This window comes from Reichenbachiella ulvae (genome assembly GCF_025833875.1).
GTDB lineage: Bacteria > Bacteroidota > Bacteroidia > Cytophagales > Cyclobacteriaceae > Reichenbachiella > Reichenbachiella ulvae.
Genome location: NZ_JAOYOD010000001.1, coordinates 5,169,268 through 5,184,166 on the forward strand (window position 1 = coordinate 5,169,268; position 14,899 = coordinate 5,184,166).

General features: G+C 40.6%; 15 protein-coding genes. 4 read left to right on the plus strand and 11 right to left on the minus strand.

From position 1 onward, the window contains the following. Positions 1 to 31 precede the first annotated feature (31 nt). Together N7U62_RS21355 and rbfA are read right to left on the minus strand one after the other, a co-directional pair. Positions 32 to 1,258 carry an ABC transporter permease gene (locus N7U62_RS21355; RefSeq protein WP_264140150.1) on the minus strand — a complete coding sequence of 409 codons (1,227 nt, stop codon included), beginning with the start codon at positions 1,256 to 1,258 and terminating at the stop codon, positions 32 to 34. A gap of 108 nt (positions 1,259 to 1,366) precedes the next feature. After that, the gene (rbfA, locus tag N7U62_RS21360; protein WP_264140151.1) at positions 1,367 to 1,750 is read right to left on the minus strand and encodes a 30S ribosome-binding factor RbfA; all 384 of its coding nucleotides are present in this window, start codon (positions 1,748 to 1,750) and stop codon (positions 1,367 to 1,369) included. Positions 1,751 to 1,847: 97 nt separating this feature from the next. On the opposite strand from rbfA, the gene N7U62_RS21365 reads away from it, so the two are divergent. Both N7U62_RS21365 and N7U62_RS21370 read left to right on the plus strand, forming a co-directional pair. Continuing rightward, positions 1,848 to 3,263 (plus strand): hypothetical protein, encoded by a 1,416-nt coding sequence (locus tag N7U62_RS21365; RefSeq protein ID WP_264140152.1) that lies wholly within the window; start codon positions 1,848 to 1,850, stop codon positions 3,261 to 3,263. Between the two features lie 110 nt (positions 3,264 to 3,373). Continuing rightward, positions 3,374 to 4,090, plus strand: coding sequence for a hypothetical protein (locus N7U62_RS21370; RefSeq protein WP_264140153.1), 717 nt, complete (start codon positions 3,374 to 3,376; stop codon positions 4,088 to 4,090). 1 nt (position 4,091) lies between these two features. Here the strand turns inward: N7U62_RS21370 and N7U62_RS21375 are convergent, their stop codons facing one another. From N7U62_RS21375 to glyA, 5 genes are all read right to left on the minus strand, one after another. Then, a complete protein-coding gene (locus N7U62_RS21375; RefSeq protein WP_264140154.1) occupies positions 4,092 to 4,424 on the minus strand; it encodes a type II toxin-antitoxin system RelE/ParE family toxin in 333 nt (110 codons plus the stop codon). Further along, positions 4,411 to 4,662 (minus strand): hypothetical protein, encoded by a 252-nt coding sequence (locus tag N7U62_RS21380; RefSeq protein ID WP_264140155.1) that lies wholly within the window; start codon positions 4,660 to 4,662, stop codon positions 4,411 to 4,413. The genes N7U62_RS21375 and N7U62_RS21380 overlap by 14 nt, the downstream gene beginning before the upstream one ends. 127 nt (positions 4,663 to 4,789) lie before the next feature. Continuing rightward, positions 4,790 to 5,221, minus strand: coding sequence for a ribose 5-phosphate isomerase B (gene rpiB, locus N7U62_RS21385; protein WP_264140156.1), 432 nt, complete (start codon positions 5,219 to 5,221; stop codon positions 4,790 to 4,792). An 11-nt stretch (positions 5,222 to 5,232) separates the two neighbouring features. Further along, positions 5,233 to 6,084, minus strand: coding sequence for a twin-arginine translocase subunit TatC (tatC, locus tag N7U62_RS21390; RefSeq protein ID WP_264140157.1), 852 nt, complete (start codon positions 6,082 to 6,084; stop codon positions 5,233 to 5,235). A 3-nt stretch (positions 6,085 to 6,087) separates the two neighbouring features. After that, on the minus strand, positions 6,088 to 7,377 hold the full coding sequence (glyA, locus tag N7U62_RS21395) for a serine hydroxymethyltransferase (protein ID WP_264140158.1): 1,290 nt from the start codon (positions 7,375 to 7,377) through the stop codon (positions 6,088 to 6,090). Positions 7,378 to 7,697: 320 nt separating this feature from the next. Between glyA and N7U62_RS21400 the strand changes: the two genes are divergently transcribed. Together N7U62_RS21400 and N7U62_RS21405 are read left to right on the plus strand one after the other, a co-directional pair. Further along, on the plus strand, positions 7,698 to 9,977 hold the full coding sequence (locus N7U62_RS21400) for a PAS domain-containing sensor histidine kinase (RefSeq protein ID WP_264140159.1): 2,280 nt from the start codon (positions 7,698 to 7,700) through the stop codon (positions 9,975 to 9,977). Between the two features lie 36 nt (positions 9,978 to 10,013). After that, entirely contained in the window at positions 10,014 to 10,406 is a 393-nt protein-coding gene (locus N7U62_RS21405) for a response regulator (protein WP_264140160.1), read from the plus strand. Here N7U62_RS21405 and N7U62_RS21410 read toward each other — a convergent pair. Genes N7U62_RS21410 through N7U62_RS21425 form a run of 4 tightly spaced genes read right to left on the minus strand, consistent with a single transcriptional unit; the run spans position 10,403 to position 14,813 of the window. After that, entirely contained in the window at positions 10,403 to 11,428 is a 1,026-nt protein-coding gene (locus tag N7U62_RS21410; protein WP_264140161.1) for a nucleoid-associated protein, read from the minus strand. The genes N7U62_RS21405 and N7U62_RS21410 overlap by 4 nt on opposite strands. A 36-nt stretch (positions 11,429 to 11,464) precedes the next feature. Further along, the gene (gene rfbB / locus N7U62_RS21415; RefSeq protein ID WP_264140162.1) at positions 11,465 to 12,490 is read right to left on the minus strand and encodes a dTDP-glucose 4,6-dehydratase; all 1,026 of its coding nucleotides are present in this window, start codon (positions 12,488 to 12,490) and stop codon (positions 11,465 to 11,467) included. Further along, complete coding sequence (galE, locus tag N7U62_RS21420) at positions 12,487 to 13,500, minus strand: UDP-glucose 4-epimerase GalE (protein WP_264140163.1); 1,014 nt, start codon at positions 13,498 to 13,500, stop codon at positions 12,487 to 12,489. The genes rfbB and galE overlap by 4 nt, the downstream gene beginning before the upstream one ends. A gap of 2 nt (positions 13,501 to 13,502) precedes the next feature. Next, positions 13,503 to 14,813 (minus strand): UDP-glucose dehydrogenase family protein, encoded by a 1,311-nt coding sequence (locus N7U62_RS21425; protein ID WP_264140164.1) that lies wholly within the window; start codon positions 14,811 to 14,813, stop codon positions 13,503 to 13,505. Positions 14,814 to 14,899: the final 86 nt, after the last annotated feature.

Below are 14,899 nucleotides of genomic sequence, written 5' to 3' on the forward strand. Positions count from 1 at the left end.
AATTAGACAGAAACGCAGGGAAATGAAATCTTTATTTGATTCTAAGCGAGCGAGACTGACGAGCCGCTCGGATAGAGGGCTGGATGGAGGCCAGAAAAGTGATCAGAATAATGCTGATGGCACTGAAAAGAAAATCGCTTGGAACGATTTTGACTGGGTAGGATTGCATTACTGCGGATGCTACTCCCATCTTAACCAAACCAAAATTGGCCTGCACCCAAACTACGAGGAACCCTAGCAGCAATCCACTGCCAGCCCCAATTAGGGCGATGAGGGTGCCTTCCGTCAAAAAGATCTTTCGAATCAATGATGGAGTAGCTCCCATGGCGAATAGCAAACTGATGTCCGGCTTTTTCTCGGTAACCAGCATAGAAAGAGAGAAAAAGATGTTGATAGAGGCTATGGCTACTACTAGAGACAAAGTGATGAATACGAAGAGCTTTTCAATCTTCAAGGTTTTGTAAAGATCCTCATGCTGTTGGTCAGCATTTCTAATATTGAATCGATCCCCAATGGCTGCTTTTAGTTGGTTTTGAATTTCCGGGATTCGTTCTGGGTCCTCTATTGAAAGTTCCAGAGCAGTACGTTTGCCTTTGTAATCGAGAAGGTTTTCGGCAAAAGCGATAGGGACAAATACATAGTTGTCGTCATAGTGCTGCTCTAGAGCAAAGACACCTCCGGGCAATAGGATGGAATGAGTGTAATATTTGGAAGGGTCTATGGTGCCGGGTCTCACATTCTTGGGGTAGTAAAACTCCATGAAGGCGAATTCATTTCTCAAAGATATACCCAGCTTGAACTGAATGCCTCTGCCCACGATGGCAAGTGGTCTGTCACCGTCATAGAAGGCCAATTTACCCTGTCGGACTGCACCTTCCATTCTTTTTTCTTTGATGAAATCGTCACTCAAGCCTTTGATTCGTACGATCATTTGAGCATCATGGTATTTGAGCAGTGCGATGTCCTCAATCACCTCAGTGATTCCCATTACCCCATCTATCGAATTGATTTTATATTTGAGGTCGTCTGTGAGCTCGAATGATTTTCCTTCTTTGAGCGTGATCTGTATGGGTGCATCAAATTCCCCATAAATAGACCGCAATAGGTCCTCCATGCCGTTGAATACCGAAAGCACAATGATTAACGCAGCTGTCCCAATAGACACTACCAGCATGGAAATGATGGCAATGATATTGATGAAGTTTTTCTTCTTTTTGGAGAAGAAATAGCGACGGGATATGAACAGCGGTAATTTCATCTTTGGCAAAATCGGCAGTCTTTAGGCACTAAAAGGGAAGTTAGAGATTTGAATTTAAACGAAGTAATATCGCTAGGTTAAAATCTTCCAGAACTAACCTGACCGTACCTATTGATCTTCGTTTTTGTCTTGGTCTGGATCTTTTGGAATGTTGAGACGAGAGAGGATGCTTTCTATTTTTTGCGCATGCTCCTGGGTCTCGTCCAATACAAAGTGTAATTCTGGTACGATGCGGACTTGTTTGCCTATTTTCAATCCCAGGGCTTTACGAATTTCTGGTTTTTTCTCCTTCATCAGTTCGATGAATCCTGCTGGGTCATCCACCATCATCAGACTCACATATACTTTGGCAAAGCTCAAGTCAGGGCTGACCTTGACCTCTGTAATCGTAATGAAGGCATTGCCAAACCAGTGTCGGCTATCGCGCTGAAAAATCTCACTGAGGTCTTTTTGTATCAGACCTGCATATTTTAGTTGTCTCGTACTACTCATATCTTGAGTGCAAATATCCCGATTAAGTTTAACATATATTTAATTAATGCGGTAATTTCGTTTTTTTCGATGGATCACAGATTAAACAGCTACTGAATTGCTTTCCTATTTCAAAGCCAATGACCCTTATCGACTTCTCGGCGCATTTATTCTATTGCTGATCATTCGTGTCCCGATTTTAGTAAGTGGTGTGCCATTGATCGGCCCAGAGCTGAAATGGCTACTGATTGGGGACCGATTGGGTGATGGTGGTCTGGTGATGTACAAAGATCTCTGGGACTACACTGGCCCGCTAGCAGCGACGGTGTACAAATCTGTTGATTTTGTATTTGGTCCTTCACGACTGGTGCATCAGCTACTTTCTACGCTTTTGGTGATTTTTCAAGCCGCTATTTTTAATCGTCTGATGATTAAAAACAAAGCTTACCCTTCTCCCAGCTACGTGCCAGCTCTGGTCTATGTGATCGGGATGAATATGAGCTATGATTTTCTGACCTTGTCTCCAGTACTGATGAGCATGACATTCGTTTTGCTTGCGCTCAACAATTTGTTCAAGCGCATGGATAACCAGACGCAAGATGAATTGTTTGTATTCACTGGAATATTTCTGGGGATTGCAGTTATGTTTTTCTTGCCGATGATCATGTATGTAGTAGTCACCTTTCTGGCTTTGATCCTCTATACGGGTTCTATTTTTAGGAGGATCATGTTGATGATATACGGACTGCTTTTGGTCTTTTTTCTGAGTGGGTTGTATTACTTCTGGCATGATGGCTTTTTGGTCTACAACCATCATTTCTTCAAATCTCTTTGGGTGGTAGATGCTACCTGGTGGATGGATGGACAAGGCTTGGGACTGGCGCTGCTGTTGCCTTTCGCGATATTGTTTTTCAGTATCTATAGGACCTATACGCAGGGGAAGTACATCAATTTTCAGAGTAAAATCCAAAGTGTGATGTTGATGTTTTTGTTGTCTGGATTCTTGGCTTTTTTCTTGATGAAGGAAAAAGTAGTTTATCAAATGATATATCTGGTTCCCGTTTTTGCCTTTTTTGTTAGTCATCATTTGTTAGTGGTCAAAAACTGGATTTTAGCGGAGGCTACCACTGCTCTGGTGTTGATGCTGGTGCTGATGAACCTACTGTTTCCGTTCAACAACTGGCTCTATATCAATGAGCTTGTTCGTCAGGATCAGCTAGTAGTGAAGGAAAGTCCTTATTCGGCTTTGGTGAATGACAAACGGGTGCTCGTGATTGGCGATGATCTCGACCACTATCAGGGTGCCTCGTTGGCTACTCCTTATTTGGATTGGCAATTGTCTAGTTTGCTTTTAGATCACCTCAATTACTTTGATAACAACGAACAAGTCTATCTGAATTTCAAGAAAGATATGCCAGAGGTGATAATCGATCAAAAGGAGGTAGTGCCTACACTTTTTGAACGAATGCCGACAATAGGCGCTCATTATCGGGCTCATCCAAGCTTCAAAGGAGTCTATCTGAGGCGAGAATAAAAGGCCCATTCTGCGACAATTCAATCCAATTGCTGCATTAAGCCATAGGGCTCTTCTTTTTTCATTGATCGTTTTTTTCTAACTTTTATCTAGAATCAAAGCTATAGTCTATGGAAAAGTTAGATCCGAATTGGTTAACAGAACACCTGATTGATTTTGAATACAAGAAATATACCTTGCTGGCTTATCTCAAATCAGTGAAGGAAAAGTTTCATCATCAGCTGCTTTATCCTCAGTTAGGAGAGTTGATTTTTCATTACAGAAATTTGCTTCGCATTAAGGAAAACAAATCGATCATCTATGATCAGTTTCCTAAACTACCCACCCACGTGGATTTAGAAAACCTCAGTATCAACTATCAGAAACTGGTTGATGATGATGAGTTGATGAAGGAGCTGTCAGACATTATCGAGTTTTCTTTACCCAATATTGACCGAACAATTCAGTATGGAAGGGAGCTTTATGATTTCGTGGAGGAGAACCTTATCATCAGTGATGTCGGTCTGATGCCGATCTATCGACACGAGGGCTACATGCTATTGACAGAGGAGGACAATAGACAACTCAAGGTCTTTCGCTACAAAGTCTCGCTGATCGAGCGTGAAAAGGAAAACTGGACGCGGGTGGATACGACTTTCATCGCCACGGAGATCAAGTCGATCACCAATACAGTCAATAAAATCAAACTAAAGTTGATCGAGCAGGTGCAAGAGCTGCCCAATCCTGCGACTTATCTCTTTACGAGCAAGTGGAATTTCCCTATCGAAGAGACGGTTTTGCCGATTGCCAAACGTTGGCTGATCAAAGAAGTGGGGAGAGCGGCTTAATTTATTTTTTTCTGTCTTCTAACTTTTTAGGATCTTGACTAGTATGAAATACATCAGTGATAATGATGAAATTACTATCTGAGTGGTATTCGTAAATTAGTTTGTAACTGGCTATAATAAGATATCTACTTTCTTGTCCAATTTCTAAAAGAAGGGGTTCTATTTGACCAGATTCAGGAAAATCTAGAAGTTGATTGACTCTTTTGAAAATATCGTCAACTAATTTAATTGCCGGAGAACTGGATTTTTCTCTGAATGAGATGTACTCATAAATTTCATCAAGACAGCCTAAAGCAAATGGAGTCCATTTTATAGAAAGCCTATGATTGGGCATGTTTACTTTTGAAATACTCCTGAGCTTCTTCTTGAGTGATTAATTGATTATCTCTTATGGCTTCTTGTGAGTAGCTGTTGCGCTTAAGAAACTCCTCTTTTGTGAATGGTCTTAACTTATTCTCATAAGTTTTGGCTTTTCCTAGCGACAGAAGATTTTTGATAGCTTCAACTAGTTGGGCATCATCCAGTTTATCAATTTCAGATTTTATGAATTCTTTTTCTGACTCAAGATTCATTGTTAATAGTTTTTAATAAAGATAACCAAACTCACTCAATTAAAACTTACTTCAAAAGTCGGTAACAAAAAAGCGCAACAATCTGTCGCGCTTTTCTAATGTCTCTTTTATGGAATCTTGCCGCTAATTAAGAACAGCTGATCTTGTTGACTCTGGTTTGGTGCCTTCCTCCTTCGAATTCGGTAGTAAGGAAAGTGTCGATCATAGCGGTAGCTTTTTCGAGAGAAACGAATCGTGCAGGAATACAGATGATGTTGGCATCATTGTGCAAACGGATCAGTTCTGCTACTTCCACTTCCCAGCATAGTCCAGCACGGATGCCCTGGTGTTTGTTGGCCGTGATGGCTACTCCGTTGGCACTGCCACAGATGAGAATGCCATATTCGTTTTTGCCTCCCTCGATAGACTCTGCCAATGGGTGTACTTGATCTGGGTAATCTACAGAGTCTGGTGAGTTAGGACCAAAATCCTGTACTTCATGACCAAGCTCCTGTAGATGCTTTACCAGGTCTCCCTTATATTCAAATCCGGCGTGATCACCGCCAATTGCAATTTTCATTTTATCTTTCTTTATGCTCCGAACAATTCTTTTTCTCTCTTCTTATACGCTCTTTTAGATACTGCGATGCTGATTTGGTACAAACCTATCAGCGGTATCGCGATCAAGACCTGACTGAAAGGATCAGGGGGTGTCAATAACGCTCCAAGGAAAAATATCACTACTACTCCATGTTTTCTATAGGTCTTCATGAGTTGAGGAGTGATAATTCCCGATTTAGTCAAAAACATTACCACCATAGGTAGCTGAAATAGCAATCCGCAAGCCAATACCAAAGTGGTGACGGTTGACACATAAGATACGATATCAAACTCGTTGAGGATACTAGGGTCAATTTGGTAATTGGATAAGAAATTGACACTAAGGGGGGTCAGGATCAAATACCCGAAGGTTACTCCAATCATAAATAGCAAACTCACCCAAAATACAGCCCCTCTGGCGACTTTTTTCTCATTGATGTATAAACCGGGACTGATAAATCGCCAGATCTCCCAAAAGGCGTAAGGGAAAGCAAAAACTATCCCTACCGCAAAAGAGGAGACGATGTGCATGGTGAACTGACCAGTCATCTGTCTACTCTGTAGAATAAAAGGAAGCTCGTCTATGCATATCGCCTGGGTATCCAGAAGTTCTCCGAGTTGACAAAGCCACTGATAAGTCCAGAAATCCACTCTGGATGGTCCTAGTATGATCATACCGAAGACGACCTCTTTAGATAGAAAAGCTGCGATGGTAAATATCGCAATGGCTACAAAAGCCCGGATGATGTGCCAACGCAACTCTTCGAGATGATCGAGGAAGGACATTTCTATCACATCCTTCTCATCATCTTCATTCCTTTGATCCAATGGGAGGTTTGACATGTTTTATACCAAAGAAGCCAACTGAGTGTAAAGAGGGAATTCTTTCATCCAGTTGTTTACCTCTGCCTTTACTTCAGTGATTTTGTCTTCATTATCCAGGTTCATCAATACCGTATCGATCAACTCTACCACGCGATCCATTTCAGTTTCTTTCATACCTCTAGAAGTGATCGCAGCTGTACCTACGCGGATACCTGAAGTAACGAATGGAGAACGCTCGTCGAATGGAACCATGTTTTTGTTCACAGTAATCTCAGCTTTAACTAAGCCGTTTTCAGCATCTTTACCAGTGATTCCTTTTGATCCTAGATCGATCAGCATCAAGTGGTTGTCTGTACCACCAGAGATGAGGTTGTAGCCTCTCTTAACGAAGGCTTCAGCCATTACAGAAGCGTTTTTCTTCACTTGCAGTACATAGTCCATGTATTCATCAGAAAGCGCCTCGCCGAAAGCAATAGCTTTAGCTGCAATGATATGTTCCAAAGGTCCACCTTGAGTACCTGGGAATACGCCTGAATCCAGGATTGATGACATCATTCTAACTACTCCTTTTGGAGTTTTCAATCCCCATGGGTTCTCAAAATCTTCGCCCATCAAGATCATGCCGCCTCTAGGGCCTCTTAGCGTCTTGTGAGTCGTAGTAGTCACGATGTGGCAGTGTGGCATTGGGTCAGCAAGTAGACCTCTCGCGATCAACCCAGATGGGTGGGAGATATCTGCTAATAGCAAAGCGTCCACTGAGTCAGCGATTTCTCTGAATCTCTTATAGTCCCAATCTCTTGAGTAAGCCGAAGCTCCACAGATGATCAGTTTAGGTTGTACTTCTTTGGCTTTTGCTTCGACTTTGTCCATGTCGATTAGGCCAGTTTCTTTTTCTACACCGTAGAAGTTGGCATTGAAGTACTTGCCAGAAATATTCACAGGCGAGCCGTGAGATAGGTGACCACCATGAGACAGGTCAAATCCTAAAACAGCATCACCAGGCTTAAGGCAAGCCAAAAACACAGCTGCATTGGCTTGAGCCCCAGAGTGAGGTTGTACGTTGACCCATGCAGCACCGAATAGTTCTTTCGCTCTTTCTCTTGCTATATCTTCGATCGTATCGACCACTTCGCATCCACCATAGTATCTTTTACCAGGGAGTCCTTCGGCATATTTGTTGGTCAGAACCGTGCCAGCCGCTTCCATTACCTGTGGCGAAACAAAGTTTTCTGAAGCGATAAGTTCGATACCGCTTTCTTGTCTTTCTCTTTCTTTTTCGATTAGGTTGAATACCTCAAGATCTCTCTGCATGATATATTGATTTCTATGAGGCGCAAATTTAGAAGAAGCCCTGATATTAAGCAAAGAATTGAGCTACAGTGGGATGATTTAGATGGATAAAATATTTCAGTCTAAAATTGTGAATCTAGCATTTATGGCTTAGTCTTATAACAATTTTTTAAATAGCACAGGCAACGTTTAATTCTACGAGATAAAAGTTAATCAGCGATAGTTGGTTTAATTGGTTTTTTCCCTTCCAACAAGGCTATTTAAAATGTGATTCTTGATATGTACAGATGACTCCAGTGGACGCGAAATATAGTCTTTTAAAGATTGTAAAGGATCCCATCTTGCGGATAGCCCGTGATGGGGAGGTGCTGGAATTTCATTTTCATGAAAATGGAGATCCTGCATTGATTGCTTTGGATTTTGGGGAAAAGAAATTGTCAGAGCATTTTTTCCTAGAAGAGATGATGGAGGCCGTGGAGGTCTGTCTGGAGACTGGTGAGTCTCAGTCTGCTTATTTTACATTGACCCACTTGGGCAGCAGAAAGCACTATGAAGTTCTCATAGAGCAGCATGATGAAGATGAGGTCCTGGCCATTGTCAAGGAGATCACAAAAAAGAAGCAAAGAGAAAATGAACTCATAGAGTATTATGACCTGCTTCAGAATATCTATGAAGGCACAGCCACTACTACTGGTACGGATTATCTCGACCAGCTTACTCATCAGCTATCTAAGGCATTAAAAGCTGACTATACGGCTATCTGCCTAATTGATACCAGAAAGGACCTGCTTGAAACCGTATCCATCAATTTTGCTGGCAGCAAGGTTGATAATGTGGTTTGGGATTTGGAAGATTCTCCCTTCGAGCAGGTTTTGGAACATTCTTATTTGGAGATCAAGCAAGGATTCAAAAATAAATTCCCAGAGTTCGAATTGAACAAGGGACATATTTTTAACGGCTTCATCGGTGTACCGCTTTATTACAATCATATGTTTGGTGAGCCGATTGGATTTATGTTCGCCCTGTATGAGCAAGCTCTGGTACTTGGTAAACACAATGAAAAGATTCTTCAGATTTTCTCAGCACGAGCTGCTGCAGAGCTCGAAAGAGTAGAAGGCCAGAAGAAATTAGAGTATAGTGAAAATAGATTCAAGGCACTCTATAACAATACGCCGGCATTTTTCAGTTCTACTAACAAAGTAGGAGTTGTGATTGAAGTAGGAGACTATTTTCTGGAGAAAACCGGATATATCCGGCGCGAAGTGATTGGCAGAAAGGCCATTGAGTTTTTGACTCCACAGTCTCAAAAGGTTGGTCTCAAGATACTTCCAAAGTTTATAAAGAGGGGATATTGCAAAGATGTCGCCTTGGAGTTTGTGAAGAAGAATGGACAGATCATGGAGATGATGATGTCTGCCACTACTATTCGTGACGATCGAGGAAGGTTTGTCAAAAACATCATGAATCTCAACGATGTGACTCATCTGCGAAGGGTGGAAAGAGAACTTCGGAAAAGTGAGGAGCGAGTCATTCATGCTGCCAACCGATACCAGTCCTTATTTGATAACTCACCAGTTGGGATCATCATACATACAGACGGCATCATCAAACATGTCAATGCGGAAACCATTCGCCTGGCCAGAGGTAATAGCATTTATGATTTCATTGGCAAAAAAGCTTTAAGTTTTGTACATCCAGAGTCCAAAGCTGTGGCTCAAGAACGGATTGACAAGATCTACCAAACCAAAAGCCCACATCGTAACGAGCAAAAGTTTTTGTGTGTGGACGGTTCTGTAATCGAGGTGGAGGCCATGGGTACTCTGATTGATTATGAGGGGAAACCGTCTGTGCAAATTGCCTTTTATGATATTTCGGATAGGAAGAATGCTGAAAGGAGGATTCTCGAAAGGGATAAAGAGTTAGAAAGGCTGAATGAAAGTTTGGCACGGCAGAACAATCAATTGGAAGAATTTGCACATATCGCCTCTCACAATCTGCGAGCTCCAATTACCAATATGCTTTCCCTGATCAAAATCAGGGAGGTAGACCCAAGTCTAGCGACTCAGGAATTTGTGTGGGACAATCTGGGTAAAACCGTGAGAAATCTGGATGAAACGATCATAGAATTAAACGATGTAGTCAAGACTTCCTGGGAACTGGATAAACAGAGGAAAGAATTGCATTTTCAAGAGGTTCTTGAGCGAATTCTTAATAATATTGTCGACCAAATCGCAAAGGCCAATGCGGAGTTTGTAATTGACTTTACTTTGTCTGCGATCTTTTACCCAAAGATATATCTGGAGAGTATTCTGCAGAATTTGGTGACCAATGCCATCAAGTATCGTGATCCAAAAAGAAATGCTGTGATTAAGATAAACACTTGGGAAAAGAATGGACGAGGTTATCTTTCAATCGAGGATAATGGGCTTGGGATTGATTTGGATATGCATGGTTCTAAACTATTTGGGTTGAGAAGGACATTTCATGCTAATTCTGATGCGAGGGGTGTTGGATTGTTTATTACTAAAGCTCAAATCGAATCCTTGGGAGGTGGTATTAAAGTGGAAAGTCAAGTAGGGAAGGGGACTAAGTTTATTATTGATTTTGGGACATTAAGTTGATAAGTACAGACCATTAATTTATATTAGAATCACATTATGGGTAAATTAAAGAAGGTAGCAGTAATAGATGATGATCAGGTATTTCAATTGATTATCAAGAAGCAGATCGAAATGAACAATTTCGAGTGTGAGATTCTTAGCTTTTTCAATGGTCAGGAGGCTTTTGATTTTTTTCAACAGAATGTTGGGAATGAAGAAGCACTGCCAGAGTTAGTGATGTTGGATGTGAATATGCCCGTGAAGAACGGATGGGATTTCTTGCAGGATTATCAAACCCTGCCTTCAGAAATGCGATCTAAAATCAAGCTTTACATGGTTACTTCCTCAGTAATCCAGTCTGATATTGATAAGGCAAACGACAATGAAAATATTATTTCTTTTGTCAGTAAGCCTATCACTAATGAGAAGTTAGCAGAGATATTTGTTTAACTCTCTTCGTGAAAGTACAGGGTGTAATAGTTTAGCTTCTTTTCAGGATCAAAGCCTTTGATGATCTTTTCACGATTGCCATGTACATAAACGTGAAAATTCTTGTCAAGCTTGATGACTGAGCGAATGAATCTTTTTGTGTTTTTGATGGCAGGCTTGGAGATGTCGAATTGATCAGCATCCATGTCTGGATTTTCTTCTACTTTTCTTTCCTGAAAATTCTCAAAACGATCGATTAGCTCGGGGCTTTGGAGCACTTTTTCCTCAAAATCCTGTTGATTGAAGAAGTTGTTTTCCTTTAGGTAGTCGATAGATTCATTTACAAAGGATAGCTTATCTGGCTTTTCCTGAGGTTCAAAAGCCTCTTGCGCAAATTCCTGGATGTTGTTGATTAGGTTTTGAGTGTGAAAGTATTCGTCTCTGATTTTCTCAAGCCCCAAGAAGTCGTTTTGCCAATATTGGGCACTGCTCTTTTTGTTGGTGATGTCAACCATTAGCACTCTATAGCCGCTTTCCTTTTCGGTATTAAAAATCAATACTCCTTTGTCCAGTTTGTTGATGCTGATTCCTTCATCCGAAATAATGTTGAAATCATTGCCCTGGCCCATGATTTTGATATAGGTCTCTTTATTTTCAACCTTGAACATGCCGATGACATCAGTCACTTCATCATCAATTACACAATCCTCAAAGTGACAAACCAAAAAGTCACCCTCTTTGATGTTTTGATGCTGTGATTGTGCAGATAGAAAAGATGCCAGCCTGATAGAATGGTCATAGAGTCTTTCTGGATTGTCGAAAATCTCCCCGACTAATCGATATACTTCATTCTCTTCTTCCTCTTTTTCAGTTAGGAATTGATAGCGCTCCTCTTCTTTGAACGATTTGAAGAAATATTTTACTAATAGTTGATTCAAATCATCATCTAGGGAGTCTATGCTCCCTGTAGATGTAATTAAACCTTCATCGGCAATTTTGTGAATGACCAGTTGGCTGAGTTGTACTTCAGAAGAAATGACCATAATTCGTAATTAATTTTCACGAAGATAGCCGAAAGATTATTTTCTGTATTCTCCAGTTCGAATGTTTTCCATCCACTGACCATTTTCAAGATACCAATCTACTGTTTTGGCCAGACCTTCTTCGAATTGAACAGATGGTTTCCAGTCTAATTCTTTGGAGATTTTGGTAGAATCAATGGCATATCTCATATCATGCCCAGCCCTGTCTTTTACAAAGGTGATGAGCTTCTCAGAGTGTCCTTTTTCTCTGCCTAGTTTCTCATCCATCACTTTGCAAAGTGTTTTTACCAGATCAATATTCTTCCACTCATTGAAGCCGCCTATATTGTAGGTGTCGCCTCTTTTTCCCTTGTGAAAAATTGCGTCAATAGCTGTCACATGGTCGTGAACAAAAAGCCAATCTCGCACGTTGACCCCCTCTCCGTATATTGGAAGCGGCTTCTCATCTAGAATGTTTTGAATACATACCGGGATTAGCTTCTCTGGAAATTGATTAGGGCCGTAATTGTTGGAGCAGTTAGATACTACTATCGGCAATTTGTAGGTATTGGCATAGGCTCTAACGAAGTGGTCTGAGCTTGCTTTAGATGCTGAATAGGGCGACTGAGGATCGTAAGATGTGGTTTCCAGAAAGAATTCGCCGTCTTTTAAAGATCCATATACTTCATCAGTGGATACATGATAGAATAGATGAGCATCTAAATCATCTGCCCAATATGATTTGGCCGCATTTAATAAATTCACGGTCCCTATTACATTTGTGTTTACAAATGCCAGAGGATCCTCAATAGATCTATCTACATGAGATTCTGCTGCAAGGTGAATTACGTCTGTGATTTGCTTATCCTTGAATAATGCATCAATAAATGTGGCATCACAAATATCACCTTGTATGAACTCATAATTGCTGTTAACAATATCTGAGATATTCTCTTTATTGCCTGCGTAAGTAAGTTTATCCAGATTGATTATTTGATAATCAGTGTATTGATTTGAGAAATACCTCACTACATGTGATCCGATGAATCCAGCACCACCTGTGATTAGGATTGATTTTTTCATTTAGATAAAGTTTTTTGCCAATTCCATGCGTCTTTTAGCGCATCGGACATACTAAGTTTAGCTTCCCAGTTCAGCAGTGTTTTTGCTTTTTTGGGAGCTGCATACACAGCTTCTACATCGCCACTTCTTCGCTCGCCTATTTCATAATTGAGTTTGACGCCAGTCGATGATTCAAATGAATGGATTAGTTCTAACACGCTAGCTCCTTTGCCTGTTCCGACGTTTACAGATTCGCATATTTTGCTTTCTTGTGCGAACAAATATTCAAATGCCTTAACATGTGCGTCAGCCAGGTCCACTACGTGAATAAAGTCTCTTATACAGCTACCGTCAGGGGTATTATATGTGTTTCCAAAAACTGTTAGTTTTTCTCTTAGTCCTGCAGCAGTTTGCGTGATGAAGGGTACCAAGTTGCTAGGGACTCCTAAAGGTAATTCTCCTATAAGAGAACTCGAATGCGCACCTATTGGATTGAAGTACCTTAATAATACACTTTTGTAATTGTTACTCGCATTTACAAAATCCTGAATTATTCTCTCACAAAAAATTTTGGTTGAGCCATAAGGAGATTCGGCTTGCTTTATTTCAGCAGACTCATCAACAGGAAGCTTGTCAGGTTCTCCATAAACTGTACATGAGGAGGAGAAGACAAGATTGTTACAGTCATTTTTTTGGGATACTTCAAGAACTGAAAGAAGACTATTGAGGTTGTTGTGATAATACTTCATCGGATTCTGAACCGATTCTCCAACAGCCTTGTTTGCAGCAAAATGAATAATCCCTGCTATTTTATTCTCTTCAAATATTCGTTGAAGAAGAGATTTGTCAGAGCAATCTCCTTGATAAAATGGGATTTCTTGATTTGTTATTTGGTTTAGGCGGTCTTTGATCCAGATTTCTGAGTTGTCTAGGTTGTCAACAATAATAGGTAGAAATCCAGCTTCACAAAGTGCCACGCAGGTATGGGATCCTATGTATCCCATACCTCCGGTCACTAATATGTTCTTCATATTTAATTTTTAACAGCGGCTCTACCGATACTGTAGTAGGTAAAACCTAATTCAGCCATTGTTTCTGTGTTGTAAAGGTTACGACCATCAAAGATTACATTCTCCTTAAGAAGTGTTTTGATCTTGTCGAACTCTGGAGTTCTAAATACAGGCCACTCTGTCATAATTAGGAGTGCGTCAGCACCTTCTGCTGCAGCATATTCATCTTCACAGAACTCGATTGAATCACCGAGTTGACCTTTTACATTCTCCATTGCCTCAGGGTCGTAAGTTTTCACTTTTGCACCTGCGTCTAATAGAGCTTTGATGTTAACCAAAGCTGGAGCTTCTCTGATATCGTCTGTATAAGGTTTAAATGCAAGTCCCCACACTGAGAAAGTTTTACCTTTGATATCACCAAAATGATCTTTGATTCTATCGATCAACTTAGTTTTTTGTGTTTCGTTTTTGGACATTACTGCATTGAGAATTTCAAAGTCATAATTGACTTCTTTAGCAGACTTTGCTAAAGCCTGAACATCCTTAGGGAAGCAGCTACCTCCGTATCCAATACCCGCGAAAAGGAATCTTTTTCCAATTCTTGAATCAGTACCAACCCCTTTTCTCACCATGTCTACATCTGCACCTACAAGCTCACACATGTTGGCGATTTCGTTCATGAAAGTGATTTTGGTCGCAAGGAAAGAATTAGCAGCATATTTAGTAAGCTCAGCAGACTTTTCATCCATTGTGATTACAGGGTTTCCTTGTCTTACCAATGGAGCATAAAGTTCTTCCATGATTTTTTGAGCCTTTTTCGAGCTAGTTCCTATTACTACACGATCAGGTTTCATGAAATCTTCTACAGCTACTCCTTCTCGTAAGAATTCAGGATTAGACACGACACTGAATTCCACTTTTGCATTGGCAGCAATGGCAGCAGTTACCTTGTCGGCAGTACCTACGGGTACTGTACTCTTGTCAACAATAACAGTGTAATCTTCTAAAATAGGTCCTAGATCATCAGCAACTTTAAGTATGTAGCTTAAATCCGCAGATCCATCTTCGCCCGGAGGTGTAGGCAAGGCCAGGAAGATTATTTTGGCTCCTTTTATACCTTCTTTAAGATTAGTGGTAAAGTCTAATCTCCCTTGTTTGATATTTCTATCGAATAATACATCTAGACCGGGTTCATAGATAGGTATTACTTTGTTTTTTAGTTTCTCGACTTTCTTTTCATCAATGTCGATGCAGGTTACATGGTTGCCAGTTTCGGCAAAGCAAGTTCCGGTTACTAATCCTACATAACCAGTTCCAACTACAGCTATTTTCATAATTCTAAAGGTTCATTTGAAGTGTTGCAAATCTAAGATTTACAATAGTAATTAAGGAGTAAATAGGGTGAAATTGTTCAGACCTG